A 16850-nucleotide genomic window follows, 5' to 3' on the forward strand; every position below is an offset into this window, starting at 1 on the left:
GCTCGCCGAGTCCCCACGACGTCCACACGTCGGGAGGACCAGTGAAACAGACGGCTGTGTGCGTCCGCACGACTCCATCCATCCAAGGAACCTCCTTCCACATGACGAGCACCCTCTCCACTCTTCCGGACTACGACGCCCCGCAGGTGGCGATCAACGACATCGGGTCCGAAGAGGACTTCCTCGCGGCGATCGACGCGACCATCAAGTACTTCAACGACGGCGACATCGTCGACGGCACCATCGTCAAGGTGGACCGTGACGAGGTCCTCCTCGACATCGGCTACAAGACCGAGGGCGTCATCCCCTCGCGCGAGCTGTCGATCAAGCACGACGTCGACCCCAACGAGGTCGTTTCCGTGGGCGACAAGGTCGAGGCCCTGGTCCTCCAGAAGGAGGACAAGGAAGGCCGTCTGATCCTGTCCAAGAAGCGCGCCCAGTACGAGCGCGCCTGGGGCACGATCGAGCAGGTCAAGGAGGAGGACGGCGTCGTCGAGGGCACCGTCATCGAGGTCGTCAAGGGTGGTCTCATCCTCGACATCGGCCTGCGCGGCTTCCTGCCCGCCTCGCTGGTGGAGATGCGTCGCGTCCGTGACCTGCAGCCCTACGTCGGCCAGACCCTCGAGGCCAAGATCATCGAGCTCGACAAGAACCGCAACAACGTGGTCCTGTCGCGCCGCGCCTGGCTCGAGCAGACCCAGTCCGAGGTCCGCCACGGCTTCCTGACCCAGCTCCAGAAGGGCCAGATCCGCAAGGGTGTCGTGTCCTCGATCGTCAACTTCGGTGCGTTCGTGGACCTCGGCGGCGTCGACGGCCTCGTCCACGTCTCCGAGCTGTCCTGGAAGCACATCGACCACCCGTCCGAGGTCGTCGCCGTGGGCGACGAGGTCACCGTCGAGGTCCTCGACGTCGACATGGACCGCGAGCGTGTCTCCCTGTCGCTGAAGGCGACGCAGGAGGACCCGTGGCAGCACTTCGCCCGCACCCACCAGATCGGCCAGATCGTCCCGGGCAAGGTCACCAAGCTGGTGCCCTTCGGTTCGTTCGTCCGCGTCGAGGAGGGCATCGAGGGCCTGGTGCACATCTCCGAGCTGGCCGAGCGCCACGTCGAGATCCCCGAGCAGGTCGTCCAGGTCAACGACGACGTCATGGTCAAGATCATCGACATCGACCTCGAGCGTCGCCGGATCTCGCTGTCGCTCAAGCAGGCCAACGAGACCGCTGCGGCCGCCGACGTGGAGGAGTTCGACCCGACCCTCTACGGCATGACCGCCACCTACGACGAGCAGGGCAACTACGTCTACCCCGAGGGCTTCGACCCCGAGACGGGCGAGTGGCTCGAGGGCTTCGAGGAGCAGCGTGCGGTCTGGGAGGACCAGTACGCCAAGGCGCACGCCCGCTGGGAGCAGCACGTCAAGCAGCAGGAGGAGGCCAAGCAGGCCGAGGTCGAGGCCGGCGAGGCCACCTCGTACTCCTCCGGCGGCGACGTCGCGGCCGAGACCGGTGGCGACACCGGCGGCTCGCTCGCCTCGGACGAGGCGCTGCAGGCGCTCCGCGAGAAGCTGACCGGCGGCCAGGCCTGATCGCCTGATCCGCTGATCGACCGCACGACACGACGGCCCGCCGGGACTCCCGGCGGGCCGTCGTCGTCCGCGGACGTGCCCGGTCAGGGTGGGTCCGCTAGAACTGGCGCATGACAGGCAGCGGCAGCTCGGCACTCGTCCTCGGCGGCGGTGGCATCACCGGCATCGCGTGGGAGCTCGGCATCCTGGCCGGCCTCGCCCGCGAGGGCGTCGACCTCACCGACGCCGACGTGGTGGTCGGCACGTCGGCGGGGTCCGTGGTCGGCGCCCAGCTCGGCAGCGGCATCCCCCTCGACGACCTCCACGCCGCCCAGCTCGAACCGCCGGACGCCGAGCTCGGGGGGCGGATGTCACGGATCGCGGCGCTCCGGCTGGTCCCGCCCTACGTCCTGCCCGGCACCGACCGGCAGAAGCTGTCGCGCGTCGGGCGGGTGGCCCTCGCCGCCCACCCGCCCGGCAGCGTCGACCGCGAGGCGGTGATCCGCTCGCGGCTCCCGGTCCACGCCTGGCCCGACCGTGACCTGCGGATCACCGCCGTCGACGCGGTCAGCGGGGACTTCACCGTCTTCACCCGGGACTCCGGCGTGGACCTGGTGTCGGCCGTGGCGGCGAGCTGTGCGGTGCCGACGGTCTGGCCGCCGGTCGAGGTCGGCGGCCGTCCCTTCGTGGACGGGGGGATGCGGTCGACCGCCAACGTCGACGTGGCGGCCGGTGCCGCACGGGTCGTCGTGCTCGCCCCGCTGCCGAGGTCGTTCAGCCGGCGCACGTCGATCCGGGCCCAGCTCGAGGGCATCGCGCCGCGGGCGTGGTCGGTCGTGACGCCCGACGCGGACGCGCTGGCCGCGTTCGGCAAGAACCTGCTCGATCCCGCCCGGCGACGGGCCGCCGCCGAGGCTGGCCTCCGGCAGTCGGGTGACCTCGTCGAGCAGCTCCGGGCGGTCTGGGAGGCCTGACCCCGCTCAGCCGCGGGGCCGCACCCGGACGCGCACCACGTCGCGGGAGTCGCCCGCGGACGCGGCCAGGCGCACGAGGCCCGGTCGCACGCGCGCCGACGGCGGCCACCGCAGGACGAGGCGGAGGCGGGCCGCGGAGCCGGGCTGGAGCCGAGGGGTCCGGAAGGTGCCGTTGCGCACCCGCGCCGTGACGTCGCGCCCACCGACGTACCAGCGGCCCGGGACCCCGCGCTCCGCCCGCGCCGACAGGAGCACCCGCCCGGCGGCGTCGCCGGCGTTGCGGACCCGGAACCGCACGACCGCGCGCGAACCGGCGCGGGACCGGACCGTCACCGTCTGCCGGCGGGCGCGGTAGGTGTCTCGCCCGGTCCACCTGCCCGAGGGGCCGCGGACGACCAGGTCCGCCTTCGCGGTCCCTGCCGGGCCCGGCGTGGGCTCCGGTGTGGCGGTGGGGGTGGCCGTCGGGCTCGCGGTCGGCGAGGTGGTGGGCTCCGTGGTGGGGGAGGGAGTGCCCGGCGCCCCGGGCGTGACGACGTAGGTGACCGTGGTGGTCGCCTGGTTGCCTGCCCGGTCGGTCGCGCGCACGACGAGCTCGTGCTCTCCCGGCTCGTCGGTGCTCGGCGGTGCGTCCGGCGCGCAGGTGGCGAGGTTGGAGCCGCCGGTGTCGACGCACGATGCCTCGACCGGGAGCTCGGCGCCCTGCGCGACCTCCTGGCCGTCGACGGGCGACGTCACGGCGATGCGCGGGTCGGTCGCGTCGGGTGCGTCCAGCTTGAAGGCGCGGTAGGAGAAGAACGAGCCTGCTGACAGCGACCAGATCTCGTCGCCGGAGCGGGTGACCTCGGTGGCGACGGGTGCCTGCTGCCCCTGGGGCACCTCGGACTGCGACCAGCCGACCATCACGTTGCCGCCGGGGAGGGGCTGGGCGTTGCCGGCGAACGGCGCGTAGCGCCCCTGGGGCACGTGGCTCCAGACCAGCCGGGCGGTCGGGGGCGTCGTCGTGGTGTCGAGCTCGTACTCGCTCACCCGGCTCTGCGGTCGCGCCACCCGCGGGCCGGAGGGGTCGCCGGGCGTGGGGCACATGTCGGCGGTCTGCGGCGCGATCGGGCCCGACTCGTCGCGGCGCGCGCCGTTGTCGAAGACCATGAGGTGACCGTCGGGCAGCAGGGTCGCGGCGTGCTGGGCGCAGGGTCCGCCGTAGGGGTCGTCGAGGAAGGTGAAGTCGTTGCGGACCCCTCCGAAGCGCCAGAGGACGTCCCCGGCGTCGTGGCCGGCACCGTCGCTGCCGGCGATCCGCATGATCTGGCTCAGGTTGCGGAAGGACGCCAGCACGTCGCCGCCGGGCAGCAGCTGGAGGGAGTTGATGTGGGCGTAGTCCGCGGCCGAGCGGTCGACCAGGCCCTCGGCGGGGTCGACGTGGTCCTTGCTGTTCCAGCTCCACGTGGCCTCGCCGGCGGCGTCCTGCAGCTCGATGACCGCGTCGGTGAGGACGGTGCCGTCGCGGGTGACGGGCCAGTAGCCCATCAGCAGCGCCCCGCCGTCGGCCAGCAGCACCGAGTCGTGGAAGTCCGTGGTGTCGGCCGGGGCCGACGCGAGCTGGTGGGAGCGGGTCTCGCGGAACTGCTCGTCGAGCTCGGCGATCCGCCAGCCGCCCCCGGCGGCGGGGATGCCCGTGGAGTAGTGGGTCGGGTCGGCCGCCGACTGCTTGAGGTCGTTGAGGGTCTCCGCGACCGCTCGCACGGGCACGCCCCACTCGTCGACCACGGCGCTGTAGTTGCCGCCGAGGAAGGACGCGAGGGTGAGCGCCACGGCTCCGGGGGCCAGGTCCGGGTGCGGGCCGGAGGCGGTGAGCCGCGGGAAGCCGGGCGGAAGCACGATCCACGACTGGTTGGACGTCCCGGCGTCGTCGACGACCTGCACGTTGACCTCGTCGCCGCTGGCGAGGTCCGTGAGCACCAGCGGCTCGCCGTTGGTCGCCTCCCGACCGTTGACGAGGATCCTGGCGTCGACGTCGCTCGAGGTCGCCGTCACCGTGACCTGCGGGCTCGCCGACCCCGTCCGGAGGGCGAACCTCTCGATCGCCGGGTCGAACGCCGGCCAGGTCTCCGCAGCCGGGTCCGAGACGACGCCCACCACGACGTCGTGGACGGGATCGGCCGCCGCCTCCGACCTCCCGGCACCGAGGGCCGGGAGCGACAGCGAGGCGGACACCAGGGCGAGGACCACGAGACGGGGCACCCGGCGACCCTATGCGGATCCTCGCCCGAGCGGGCCGGTCCGGCCGATCAGGTCGACGACGCCCCGCCGTCCGGCGGCGCGACCAGCCGGTCGGCGAGCAGGTCCGCCAGCCGGTCGCGCCGCACCTTGCCGGTCGGGGTGAGGGGCAGCTCCGCCACCGGCACGTAGTCCTTGGGCCGCTTGGCCGGTGCGAGCACCTCGCGTGCGTGGGCGCGCAGGGCCTCGGGGGCGACGTCGCCGACGACGGCGGCCACGACCCGCTGGCCCCAGTCGGGGTCGTCCGCGCCGAGGACCGCGACGTCGACCACGCCCGGCACCTCGCGCAGCGCGTTCTCCACCTCGAGCGGGTAGACGTTGACGCCCCCGGAGATGATGAGGTCGGTGCGGCGGCCGTCGAGGAAGAGGTAGCCGTCCTCGTCGAGGCGGCCCGCGTCGCCGACGGTGAACGCGGGTCCGTCGGGGGTCTCGCGCCAGGCGGCAGCGGTCTGCTCCGGCGCCCCGAGATAGGTGAAGCGCGCGTGCTCGGGCACCGCGCACCAGATGCGGCCGTCGTCGTCGGTGGAGAGGGTGCGCCCGGGGCGCGCGCGCCCGACGGTCCCGGGGCGCTCGCGCCACTCCTCGGAGGGGCAGGCGGTGAACTGGCCCTCGGTGGAGCCGTAGAACTCCCAGGTCGACCCGGCGGGGAACAGCGCGACGAGGCGCTCCTTGACCGCGGCGGGGCACGGCGCGCCGGCGTGGGCGACGAGGCGGAACGAGGAGAGGTCGGGGACGCCGACCTCGTCCCAGTGGGCGAGAAGCCGCTGCAGGTGGGTCGGCACGCAGAACATCGACGTCGGACGCTCGTCGCGGATCGCCGCGGTCACCCGGACCGGGTCGAAGCGGCCCGGGACGACGATGCGTCCGCCCGCCAGCAGGGTCCCGGTCGCGAAGCGCAGCGGGGCGGAGTGGTGCAGCGGGCTGAGCACCAGGTTCACGTCGTCGGCCCGGAAGCCCCAGAGGTCGCGCTCCTCGGCCACGAGCGCCGCGGCCTGCTCGTCCGGCAGGAGCCCGGAGAAGACGCCCTTCGGCGTCCCGGTGGTGCCGCTGGTGCAGTGGATCGGTCGCCCGCGGGGCAGCGACCGCGTGCGGTCGGTCCGCGCGGCCAGCAGGTCGGCGACCTGCTCCACCTCGTCGACGACGAGGTCGGGTGCGATGGGCGCGAGCACCCGCCGCCGCTCGGCCTCGGTGAGCGCGGGGTCGAGCGGGACCGGGAAGATCCCGTCCGCGAGCAGCGCGATCACGAGGTCCACGTAGGCCGCCGAGCCCGGGACCAGCAGCGCGACGCGCGAGCCGGGGCCGAGGGCCGCGGGGTCGCCCCCCGGTCCGGGGGCGGGGGCGGGTCGGCTCATGGCCGCATTGTGCCGCCCCGCGTGCGGCGTCAGGCGCGGGGGACGAGGTGCCGGCGCTCCTCGACCGGGCCGAGCTCGTCGTGGGGGTGGGTGGTGACGGACGGGCCGGCGAACCGGTCGTGACGGGCGTACCCCACGAGCAGGGGGACGAGGGCGGTGAGGACCAGGAGGGCGAGGATCGTGTTCATGGCAGTAATTCTCCGCTCGCCCCGTTCCTGCCACCAGTGGCAGGAACGCCAGCATTCGTTGACATCCTGCCAGTGATCGGCGACGCTGGCGGCATGAAGAAGGTCGCCGTCGTCGTGCAGGAGCAGCCCGAGCCGTTCGGCCTCGGAGCGTTGTGCGAGGTGTGGGCCGAGCCCTACCACCCGGAGGACGACAACCCGGTCTTCGACTTCCGCGTGGTCACGCCCCGGCCCGGGCGGCTGCGCACCCGCGCCGGCTTCGACCTGGTCGTCGAGCACGGGCTCGACGAGGCGGCCGACGCCGACCTGGTCTGCCTCGCCCCCAAGAGCGACCACCGCGGCACGTCACCGGAGGTGTCGGAGCTGCTGCGCGCCACCCACGAGCGCGGCGCGATGATCTTCGCGCACTGCTCGGCGACCTTCATGCTCGGCGACGCCGGCCTGCTCGAGGGGCGCCGCTGCACCACCCACTGGCGCTACGCCGCCGAGCTGGCCGCAACCTTCCCGGGCGCGATCGTGGACCCGGACGTGCTCTACGTCCAGGACGGCACGGTGGTGACCGGGGCCGGGTCGGCCGCGGCCCTCGACGCCGCGCTCCACGTCATGCGCCAGCACTTCGGCGCGAAGGTGGCCGCGACGACCGCCCGGCGGATGGTGGTCCCGCCCCACCGCGACGGTGGTCAGGCCCAGTTCATCGAGCGGCCCGTGCCGGTGTGCGAGTCGGAGGCGCTCGCGCCGCTGCTGGCGTGGATCAGCGCCCACCTCGCCGAGGAGCTCGACGTCGAGACGCTCGCGCGCCAGATGCACATGTCGGCGCGCACGTTCGCGCGGCGCTTCAAGGAGGAGACGGGGACGACCCCCTACAGCTGGATCCTGGGGGAGCGGGTGCGCGCCGCGCAGGAGCTGCTCGAGCAGACCGACCACTCCGTCGACTGGGTCGCCGGCGAGGTCGGCTTCGGCAACGCGGCGACGCTGCGCCACCACTTCGGCCGCTCGCGCGGGGTCAGCCCGCAGGAGTACCGACGCAGCTTCAAGACGCCCGCCTGACCCCCGCGCGTTCCTCGGTAGCCTTGGCACCGTGAACGCGACCCCGCTGGCCGACCTGTCCGCCGACGACCTCGCCGCGCTCCTGGAGGAGCAGCGCGCGGCCTACGAGGAGCTGAAGGGCCAGGGCCTGGCACTCGACCTCACCCGTGGCAAGCCGTCCGCCCAGCAGCTCGACCTGTCCGACCGCCTGCTGCAGCTGCCCAGCACGACCCGCTCGGCCTCGGGCGTGGACGTGCGCAACTACGGCGGCCTCGAGGGCCTCGCCGAGCTGCGGGAGATGTTCGCCGACCTGCTGTGGGTCGAGCCCGAGCAGGTCGTCGCCGGTGGCAACTCCAGCCTGACCATGATGCGCGACTGCCTCGTCGACCTCGTGCTCTTCGGTGCCGTCGACTCCGAGCGCCCCTGGGGCCGGGAGGAGCGGATCCGCTTCGTCTGCCCCGTCCCCGGCTACGACCGCCACTTCACGCTGCTGGAGAGCCTCGGCATCGAGATGGTGACGGTGCCGATGCACGACGACGGCCCGGACGCCGAGGCCGTCGCCGCGCTGGTGGCCGACGACCCGAGCATCAAGGGCATGTGGGTCGTGCCGACCTACGCCAACCCGACCGGCGCGGTCGTCAGCCAGGAGGTCGCCGCCCGGCTCGCCTCGATGCCCACCGCCGCGCCCGACTTCAAGATCTTCTGGGACAACGCCTACGCGCTGCACCACCTCACCGAGGACGAGGCGAAGAGCGCCGACGTGCTCACCCTCGCCTCGGCCGCCGGGCACCCGCACCGGCCGATCATGTTCGCCTCGACCTCGAAGATCACCTACGCCGGCGCGGGCGTCGCCTTCCTCGCCGCGTCCACCGACAACGTCGCGTGGTACCTCCGGCACCTCGGCAACGGCTCGATCGGCCCGGACAAGGTCAACCACCTGCGCCACGTGGAGTTCTTCGGCTCGCCCCAGGGCGTGCGCGACCACATGGTGAAGCACCGCGAGATCATCGCGCCGAAGTTCGCCGAGGTCGACCGGGTCCTCACCGAGCGCCTGGGCGGTCGCGGCGTGGCCACCTGGAACACCCCGGCCGGCGGCTACTTCGTGAACCTCGACGTGGTGCCGGGCACGGCCAGCCGGGTCGTCGAGCTGGCGAAGGCCGCGGGCGTCGCGCTCACCCCCGCCGGGTCGTCGTTCCCCCACAAGCACGACCCCGACGACACCAACATCCGGCTCGCGCCGACGATGCCGCCGGTCGAGGAGGTCACCGGGGCGATGGAGGCCGTCGCGACGTGCGTGCTGCTCGCCGCTGCCGAGCGGGCCGTCGCCCGGGCGTCCTGACGTGGCGCTGCGGGTCGGGCTGACCGGCGGGATCGCGTCCGGCAAGAGCACCGTGTCGGCGATCCTGCGCGACCTCGGCGCCGTCGTGGTAGACGCCGATCTGATCGCCCGCGAGGTCGTGGAGCGAGGCACGCCCGGCCTCGCCGCGGTGGTGGAGGCGTTCGGGGACCAGGTGCTGACGCCGGAGGGTGACCTCGACCGCGCCGCGCTGGGCGCCGTCGTGTTCGCCGACCCGGACGCGCGCCGCCGGCTCGAGTCGATCGTCCACCCCCTCGTGCACCAGCGGGGCGCCGAGCTCGAGGCTGCCGCACCGGCGGGAGCGCTGGTCGTCCACGACATCCCCCTGCTCGCCGAGGGCGACCGCGCCGGGTCGTTCGACGAGGTGGTGGTGGTCGACGTCCCGACCGAGGTGCAGGTCGAGCGGATGGTGCGCGACCGGGGCTGGACCCGTGAGGAGGCGGAGGCGCGGATCGCCGCCCAGGCCGGGCGCGAGGAGCGGCTCGCGATCGCCACCCGCGTCCTCGACAACACCGGCACGCCCGAGGAGCTGCGGCGTGCGGTGGAGGAGCTCCACGCCGAGCTCGCGGCCCGCCCCTGACGTTTCCGCCCCGTCGGGGTGCGGCCGGTAGCCTCCGGGAGTGCTCTCGCTCCGCCCCCGCCTGGCCGTGACCGCGACCGGACTGCTGCTCCTCAGTGGTTGTGCGACCCTCGGCGCCGCCCCCTCGGACCCGGCGTCGGAGGCGCCGACCCGCACGGACGCGTCGTCGTCCCGCAGCGCCGGCGAGCCGACCACGTCACCGAGCGCCGACCCCGACGCCCCCACCTCGTGGGGCCCGACCGCGGGCGAGCTGGAGCAGGCGCAGGAGATGGTCGCCGGCTGGAGCGACGAGAGGCTCGCCGGACAGGTCATCGTCGGCCGCTTCCACGGCACCGACCCGGCCGTGCCCGCGCAGATGGTGCGCGACCTCCACCTCGCCGGCATCTCGATCACCGGCGACAACGTCACCGACGGTGACCAAGTGCGGGCGATGACGAAGGCGATCACGGACGCGTCCGCCGCCGACGGCCGGGCGTTCCCGCCCGTCATCGGGGTCGACCAGGAGGGCGGCTACGTCTCCCACCTGCGCGGCATCGCCACCGACTTCCCGCACTTCCAGACCTCCGGGATGGCGATCCAGGCCGACGCGCGCCTCGGGCGCCGGGTGACCCGCGCGGCCGCGCTCGCCACCGGTCTCGAGCTGCGCAGCCTCGGCTTCACCTGGGTCTTCGCGCCGGTCGCGGACGTCACGATCGGTGCCGCCGACCCGACCATCGGCGCCCGGTCGCCGTCGATGGACCCGAAGGCCGCGGCGCAGGCCGTCGGCGCGGCCGTCAAGGGCTACGACGACGCCGGCGTGGTCTCGACCGTGAAGCACTTCCCGGGTCACGGCACGGCGACCACCGACAGCCACGACACCCTGCCACTGGTGGACTCGACGCTCGCGGAGATCGAGGAGCACGACCTGCCGCCCTTCGAGTCGGCGATCAAGCACGCGGCGCCCGCGGTGATGCTCAGCCACCTCGACCTGACCAGCATCGCGCCGGGCGTACCGGCCAGCATGGCGCCCGAGGTCTACTCGATGCTCCGCGACGACCTCGGCTTCGAGGGCGTGACCATCACGGACTCCCTCGGCATGGGCGCCGTCGCCGGTCGCCCCACCCCTGCCCTCCAGGCCCTGAAGGCGGGCGCCGACCTGCTGCTGATGCCGGTCGACAACGCCGCGACCCACCAGATCGTGGTCGACGCGCTGGCGTCGGGCGAGGTCTCCCGCGAGCGGGTCGAGGAGGCGGCGGCCCGGGTGGTCGCGGTGCAGATGTGGCAGGCCCGCCTGGCAGCACAGCGGCCCGTGCCCGCCGACGTGGTCGAACGGGCACGGGCCGCGAGCGCGGACCTGGAGTCCGCGGCGTACTGACCGGGCTGCTGCGACACGGTCGGCCGGGCGCGGTGAGGCCCGCGACGGCCACTCGGTCAGGCTCTCGCTGAACTTGTCAGGCCGTGCACGCCCTGACAAGTTCAGCGATCCCCGGCTGACCGGGGATCGCTGAAAGGGTGGAGGGGCCTAGGTCCCGCCGTCAGGCAGCCAGGTCGGGGTCGCCGGCGCGGCGGAGCTTCTGCAGCGCCTCCCGCTCGAGCTGGCGGACCCGCTCGGCGGAGATGCCGTGGCGGGCACCGATGTCGGCGAGCTTGTGCTGGCGGCCGTCGGCGAGGCCGTAGCGGGCCCGCACGATGTCGGCCGAGCGCTCGTCGAGGATGCCGACGAGGTCGTCGAGACGCTGGCGGGCCTCGGCGTCCAGGACGTTGAGGTCGGGCCCCGGGGCGGTCTCCTGGGCCATCAGGTCGCCCAGCGAGGTGTCGCCGTCCTCGTCGACCGGGGTGTCGAGCGACACGTGGTCGCGGCCCCAGCTCATCAGGTCGAGGACCCGGTCGAGGTCCATGCCGAGCTCGGTCGCGATCTCCTGCGGCTCGGGCTCGCGGCCGAGCTGGCGCTCGAGCGTGCGTCGCGCGCTGCCGACCTGGTTGAGCTCCTCGACGACGTGGACGGGGAGCCGGACGACGCGGGCCTGCTGCGCGATGCCGCGGGTGATCGCCTGCCGCACCCACCAGGTGGCGTACGTGGAGAACTTGTAGCCCTTGGTGTAGTCGAACTTCTCGACCGCGCGGATCAGGCCGGTGTTGCCCTCCTGGATCAGGTCGAGCATCGGCATCTGCGAGCGGCCGTACTTGCGGGCGATCGACACCACCAGGCGGAGGTTGGCCTCGATGAACCGGTCGACCGCGAGGCGGCCCTGCTCGGCGAGCCACTCGAGCTCGGCCTCGCTGGCGCTCATCGGGGCGCCGCCCTTGCGGCGGCCGATGCGTCCGGTGTCGAGGAGGTGCTGGGCCATCAGGCCGGCCTCGATGGTCTTGGAGAGCTCGACCTCGGTCTCGGCGTCGAGCAGGGGGGTGCGGGCGATCTCGTCGAGGTAGAGCCCGACGCTGTCGCGGCCCTCGATCTCGCGGGTCGTGGTCGTGCTGCGGTTGGCCTGTGCGGTGCTCATGGTGTGTCCTCCTGCTTCCGGTGCGACCACCCCGTGTCGCACGCCTGTTCCAACACCTGTGTTCGACGCGGTGTTCCCTGCCGATTGCCGGTGCCTTCACCTGCCTTGACGACTCAGGTACCCCGTGAGTTGCACGATCGACGAACTCTCAGGGACTTCTCAGGGGTACGTCGTGCGGGGTCGTCCTCGGTGGCCGATGGTCCCGGGCCCTGTGGACGGTCGGCGCCGTGCTGTGGAGGACGGCACGAGTTCTGTGGGCAACCCTGTGGGACCCCAGGTTTGTGCGCCGGGACCCTTGTGCCGACGGGGACGACGGGCATAGAACTCTGGCTACCGGCACCGCTTCGGCGGGGTCGGAGATCGGATCGGACGGCACGAGTTCCACCCGGCGAGCACGCTCGCCGCGCAGGCCCGGTGACGGGGTCGGCGGGGACGCGGTGCCGGGTCCGGTGGGCCGGACGTCACCACACCCGGCCGAATCGAGGGGCTCCTGGCGCTCATACCGCCGGGAGCCCCTCACCTCGTTCCGGAGCCGCCCCGCCCGGAGGAGCGCTCAGTCGTCGGCGGGCGGCTCGACCCGGCGCAGGGCCGGGTCGTCGGTCCGATAGCTGCGCACCGGGCCGGGTGGCGTGTCGGCGGTCTCGAAGCGGACGGTGACGACGCCCGACCCGGACCCCCAGACCCAGCCCGGACCCATCTCGTCGTGGACCACGTCAGCACCGGGCGGCCAGGCCCGGCGCGGCGGCGTGGGCAGCGCGACCTCGACCTCGTCCTCCTCGGCGGTCGTCTCCCCGAACAGGTCCTCCTGGACCCAGTCGGCGAGGCCGGAGACGCCGACGCCGAGGAGCCGGACGCCTCCGGTGGTGTCGAGGTCGGCGAGCAGCGAGCGGGCGACCCGGGCGATGGTGCCGCCGTCGTCGGTCGGGCTGGACAGCGTGCTCGACCGGCTCAGCGTCGTGAAGTCGTGCAGCCGCACCTTGATCGTCACGGTGCGACCCGAGTGCCCGCCCTTGCGCATCCGTGCGCCCACGTCCCGGGCCTGCCGGGTGAGCAGGCCCTCCATCAGCCGCCGGTCGGTGAGGTCGGAGTCGTAGGTGCCCTCGACGCTGATCGACTTGGCCTCGCGCTCGGACACGACCGGGCGGTCGTCACGGGCGCGGGCGAGCTGCCACAGGCCGTGCCCGTGGGCCTTGCCGAGGAGCGCGACCAGCTCGTCCTCGCCGGTGCGCTCGAGCTCGGCGATGGTGTGGATGCCGGCGCGGCGCAGCCGGTCGGCCGTCGCCGGCCCGACCCCGGGGATCACGCCCACCCGCATCGGCCGCAGGAGGTCGAGCTCGGTGCCCGGCGCGACCACCGTCATGCCGTCGGGCTTGTCGAGCTCGCTGGCCACCTTGGCGAGGAACTTCGACGAGGCGATGCCGACCGTGGCCGTCAGCCCGCCCGTCACCTCGTGGATGCGACGGCGCAGCTCCGCCCCCACCTCCGTCACGGTCGCCACCTCCAGGTCGGGCAGCCCGGCCGCCGCGAGGTCGACGAACGCCTCGTCCAGCGAGAGCGGCTCCACCAGGGGCGACACGTCACGCAGGACGTCCATGACCAGCCGGCTGGTGGCGCGGTAGGCGTGGAACCGGCCGCTGAGGAAGGCGGCGTGCGGGCAGCGGGCCCGCGCCTCGCGCCCCGACATGGCCGAGCCCACGCCGTAGCGGCGTGCCTCGTAGGAGGCCGTGGCGACCACGCCCCGCCCGCCCGTGCCCCCGACGATCACCGGCTTGCCCCGCAGCGACGGCTTGTCGCGCTGCTCCACGGCGGCGAAGAACGCGTCGAGGTCGACGTGGAGGACGGAGGCGGTGGCGCGCATCAGCCCCGGGTCCCGGGGCCGTCGGTGGGGGAGTGCGCCGTCACCGGACCAGTGTCCCAGCCCGCCAGCCGTCCACAGGTCGCCCCCGGGGGCCGTCGTCCACAGGCCGCCGACCCGGGAGGCGTGGGAGGTCGGTGCGCGCGGGAAGCGTGGTCCCCATGACACCGACACCCTCCACTCCCGAGCAGCGCCCGGTGCCGCCCGTGCCGCTGCACCCGCTGCACCCGCCGCACCCGGACCGCCCGCCGGCCACCCGGCTGCGCGCCCGCACGCCCGAGGACCTCGTCGCCTTCGTCCCGCTCGCGCTCGGTTTCGTCCCCGAGCGCTCGGTGGTGCTGGTGAGCGTCGGCGCGTCCGGCGGCCTGCACGCCCGCGTCGACCTCCCGCACGACCCCGACGACGTCGACGACGTGGTCGAGGCGCTGGTGCGCCCCGTGCGCCGCCACCGCGTCCGCGAGGTGGTCCTCGTGGTCTACGACGACGACACGACCGTCGCCGACGAGGCCGCCTGGGCGCTCCACGAGGAGCTCGTCGCCGAGGGGGTCACCGTCCACCAGGTCCTGCGGGTGCACGACTCCCACTGGTTCGCGGTGCTCCCCGGTGCGCCCCTCGACGCCTACCAGGGGGTGCCCTTCACCCTGGCCGACCACCGGTTCACCGCCCAGGGCGTCCTCGACGGACGCGTCACCCACCCCAGCCGCGAGGCGCTGCGCGCCACGATCGCACCGGACCCGCACGAGGCGGCGCTCACCGCCGCCCGGGTCCCGCACGCGGTCGCGCTCGCGCCCGGTGCCCTGGGCGCGCTGTGCCACCGCCGTCTCGCCGGCAACCGCTCGTTCTCGACCGACGAGCTGGCGGCGGTCGCGGTGAGCGTCACCTCCGGCCCGCTCCGCGACGAGGCGTGGGTGTGGCTCTCGCGCGAGCGGGCGCGCGCCGCGGTCGACCTGTGGTCCGACGCCGTGCGTCGCCTCCCGGTCGAGCACGTGGCCGGACCGGCGGCCGTCCTCGGCTTCGCGGCGTGGCTCCTGGGCGACGGCGCGCTGGCCTGGTGCGCGGTCGACCGCAGCCGGGAGGGGCGCCCCGACCACTCGCTGGCCGGGCTCGTCGCCCAGCTGCTGGAGGGAGCGGTCGACCCCGCCACGTGGGAGGGCCTCCGGCCGGCGCTGGACGGGTCGGGGGACCCCGCCGCGTGAGACGTCGCCCGCGCGGGCGTTCCCGGCGGACCGTCGGCCTGACTAGGGTGCGGTCATGGGAGAAGAAGTCGATCAGCAGGAGTTCAGCCGGGCTGACCGGACCCGCCACCGCGAGAAGATCCGTCGCAACCTCGACGTCTTCGCCCGGATGCTGCGCGAGTCCCGCTTCGACACCGACGACCCGATGACCGGGCTCGAGATGGAGCTCAACCTCATCGACGACGCCGGCGACCCGGCGCTGAAGAACGCCGAGGTGCTCGAGGCGCTCGCCGACCCCGACTTCCAGACCGAGCTCGGCCAGTTCAACATCGAGGTCAACCTCGCCCCGGCCAAGCTGCGCGAGGGCGGCCTGTCCACCTTCGAGGACAGCCTGCGTCGCTCCCTCAACAACGCCGAGGAGAAGGCCGCCGAGGTGGGCGCCCACCAGGTGATGATCGGGATCCTCCCCACCCTGGCGGAGGGGCACATGGGCGTCTCGGCGCTCAGCGCGAACCCGCGCTACAAGCTGCTGTCCGAGCAGATCCTCAACGCCCGCGGCGAGGACATCACGATCAGCATCTCGGGGCGCGAGCGGCTCACCACGTCGGCGGACTCGATCGTGCCCGAGGCGGCCTGCACGAGCACCCAGTTCCACGTGCAGACCTCGCCCGACCAGTTCGCCGCCTACTGGAACGCCGCGCAGGCGATCGCCGGCATCCAGGTCGCGGTCTCGGCCAACTCCCCGTTCCTGCTCGGCAAGGAGCTCTGGCGCGAGACGCGCATCCCGCTCTTCGAGCAGGCCACCGACACGCGCAGCGAGGAGCTCAAGGCGCAGGGCGTACGCCCCCGGGTGTGGTTCGGCGAGCGGTGGATCACCTCGGTGTTCGACCTGTTCGAGGAGAACGTCCGCTACTTCCCGGCCCTCCTCCCGGTCACCGACGAGGAGGACCCGCTCGAGGTCCTCGACGGGGGCGGCACCCCGCAGCTGCACGAGCTGCGCCTGCACAACGGGACGATCTACCGCTGGAACCGCCCCGTCTACGACATCGCCGACGGCGTGCCGCACCTGCGGGTCGAGAACCGCCTGCTCGCCGCCGGGCCGACCGTGGCCGACACGATCGCCAACGCCGCGCTGTGGTTCGGCCTCGTGCGCCACCTCGCGGAGAACGAGCGCCCGCTGTGGTCGCAGATGTCGTTCTCCGCGGCCGAGGAGAACTTCCAGGTCGCCGCCCAGATGGGCGTCGACGCCCAGGTCTACTGGCCGGGCATCGGCCAGGTCCGGGCCACCGAGCTGGTGCTGAGGCGGTTGCTGCCGATGGCGCGCGCCGGTCTCGACTCCTACGGCGTGCCGAGCGAGGAGAGCGACCGGTACCTCGGCATCATCGAGCAGCGCTGCCTCAAGGAGACCAGTGGCGCCGCGTGGTTCGTCGGGCGCGTCCACGAGCGCGGGGGAGCCGACCGCTACGACGCGCTCCGGGCGACGCTCCTCGACTACCGCGAGCGGATGCACAGCAACCAGCCGGTCCACGACTGGGACTGAGCCCGGACCGGGCCGGGCTCACCCGCCCGCGCGTCGCCGGATCCGCCGCCACTCCCGCCGGACGTCGGACACCGGGTCGAACCAGCCGCGGGGCGTCACGACCACGAGCCCGACCGGCAGGCCGAGGGCGCCGGCGGCCCACGACGTCGGGTGGAGCCAGCGCAGGTCGTCGTCGTGGACGCTGAGCTCGCCGGGCCGGGTGAGCCAGACGAGGGGCCGGGGGTGCAGCGCCAGCGCCCGGCGCAGCAGCGCGAGCGCGAGGTCGGCGCGCACGCCGGGGTCGTCACCGGGAGCCGCGCGCACGGTCGGGGGTCCCGGGTCCGGGTGGTGCACGGCGAGACCCGGGCGGCCCGCGTGCAGGACCGGGTCGAACCGGCGACCGGGTCGCGCGTCGACCAGCCCCAGCACGGCAGCGCGCAGCGCCGCGTGGGTGTCGCGGTCGATCGGGGCCCGGAGGGCGGTGCGGATCACCGTCCCACCCTCCCGGACG

General features: G+C 73.8%; 14 protein-coding genes. 8 read left to right on the plus strand and 6 right to left on the minus strand.

The genetic code is table 11. The features are described from left to right. The first annotated feature begins 101 nt into the window (after positions 1–101). Both rpsA and LN652_RS01215 read left to right on the plus strand, forming a co-directional pair. Entirely contained in the window at positions 102–1583 is a 1482-nt protein-coding gene (rpsA, locus tag LN652_RS01210) for a 30S ribosomal protein S1 (protein WP_230442898.1), read from the plus strand. Between the two features lie 110 nt (positions 1584–1693). Further along, positions 1694–2536: a patatin-like phospholipase family protein gene (locus tag LN652_RS01215; protein WP_230442899.1), complete on the plus strand. Its 843-nt coding sequence runs from the start codon at positions 1694–1696 to the stop codon at positions 2534–2536. A 6-nt stretch (positions 2537–2542) separates the two neighbouring features. On the opposite strand, the gene LN652_RS01220 is transcribed toward LN652_RS01215, so the two are convergent. The 3 genes from LN652_RS01220 to LN652_RS01230 are packed head-to-tail and all read right to left on the minus strand — an operon-like array spanning position 2543 to position 6350. Continuing rightward, positions 2543–4774: an aryl-sulfate sulfotransferase gene (locus LN652_RS01220; RefSeq protein ID WP_230442900.1), complete on the minus strand. Its 2232-nt coding sequence runs from the start codon at positions 4772–4774 to the stop codon at positions 2543–2545. A 47-nt stretch (positions 4775–4821) separates the two neighbouring features. After that, positions 4822–6162, minus strand: coding sequence for a class I adenylate-forming enzyme family protein (locus tag LN652_RS01225; protein WP_230442901.1), 1341 nt, complete (start codon positions 6160–6162; stop codon positions 4822–4824). 29 nt (positions 6163–6191) lie between these two features. Next, positions 6192–6350 carry a hypothetical protein gene (locus LN652_RS01230; protein WP_230442902.1) on the minus strand — a complete coding sequence of 53 codons (159 nt, stop codon included), beginning with the start codon at positions 6348–6350 and terminating at the stop codon, positions 6192–6194. Between the two features lie 93 nt (positions 6351–6443). On the opposite strand from LN652_RS01230, the gene LN652_RS01235 reads away from it, so the two are divergent. Genes LN652_RS01235 through LN652_RS01250 form a run of 4 tightly spaced genes read left to right on the plus strand, consistent with a single transcriptional unit; the run spans position 6444 to position 10664 of the window. Then, positions 6444–7394: a GlxA family transcriptional regulator gene (locus tag LN652_RS01235; RefSeq protein WP_230442903.1), complete on the plus strand. Its 951-nt coding sequence runs from the start codon at positions 6444–6446 to the stop codon at positions 7392–7394. 31 nt (positions 7395–7425) lie between these two features. Continuing rightward, positions 7426–8712, plus strand: a complete 1287-nt coding sequence (locus LN652_RS01240) for an aminotransferase class I/II-fold pyridoxal phosphate-dependent enzyme (RefSeq protein WP_230442904.1) — start codon at positions 7426–7428, stop codon at positions 8710–8712. Between the two features lie 7 nt (positions 8713–8719). Further along, positions 8720–9310 (plus strand): dephospho-CoA kinase, encoded by a 591-nt coding sequence (coaE, locus tag LN652_RS01245; protein ID WP_230444799.1) that lies wholly within the window; start codon positions 8720–8722, stop codon positions 9308–9310. Positions 9311–9350: 40 nt separating this feature from the next. Beyond that, entirely contained in the window at positions 9351–10664 is a 1314-nt protein-coding gene (locus LN652_RS01250; RefSeq protein ID WP_230442905.1) for a glycoside hydrolase family 3 N-terminal domain-containing protein, read from the plus strand. A 160-nt stretch (positions 10665–10824) separates the two neighbouring features. Here the strand turns inward: LN652_RS01250 and LN652_RS01255 are convergent, their stop codons facing one another. After that, positions 10825–11790, minus strand: coding sequence for a sigma-70 family RNA polymerase sigma factor (locus LN652_RS01255; RefSeq protein WP_230442906.1), 966 nt, complete (start codon positions 11788–11790; stop codon positions 10825–10827). 553 nt (positions 11791–12343) lie between these two features. Then, positions 12344–13648, minus strand: a complete 1305-nt coding sequence (locus tag LN652_RS01260; RefSeq protein WP_230442907.1) for a DNA polymerase IV — start codon at positions 13646–13648, stop codon at positions 12344–12346. Between the two features lie 158 nt (positions 13649–13806). Here LN652_RS01260 and LN652_RS01265 point away from each other — a divergent pair, with 158 nt between their 5' ends. After that, positions 13807–14841, plus strand: a complete 1035-nt coding sequence (locus LN652_RS01265; protein WP_230442908.1) for a DUF4192 domain-containing protein — start codon at positions 13807–13809, stop codon at positions 14839–14841. Between the two features lie 55 nt (positions 14842–14896). After that, entirely contained in the window at positions 14897–16360 is a 1464-nt protein-coding gene (locus LN652_RS01270; RefSeq protein ID WP_230442909.1) for a glutamate--cysteine ligase family protein, read from the plus strand. Between the two features lie 18 nt (positions 16361–16378). Here the strand turns inward: LN652_RS01270 and LN652_RS01275 are convergent, their stop codons facing one another. Continuing rightward, entirely contained in the window at positions 16379–16831 is a 453-nt protein-coding gene (locus LN652_RS01275; RefSeq protein ID WP_230442910.1) for a hypothetical protein, read from the minus strand. Positions 16832–16850: the final 19 nt, after the last annotated feature.

Origin of the sequence: Nocardioides okcheonensis, from assembly GCF_020991065.1 — a bacterium.
GTDB lineage: Bacteria > Actinomycetota > Actinomycetes > Propionibacteriales > Nocardioidaceae > Nocardioides > Nocardioides okcheonensis.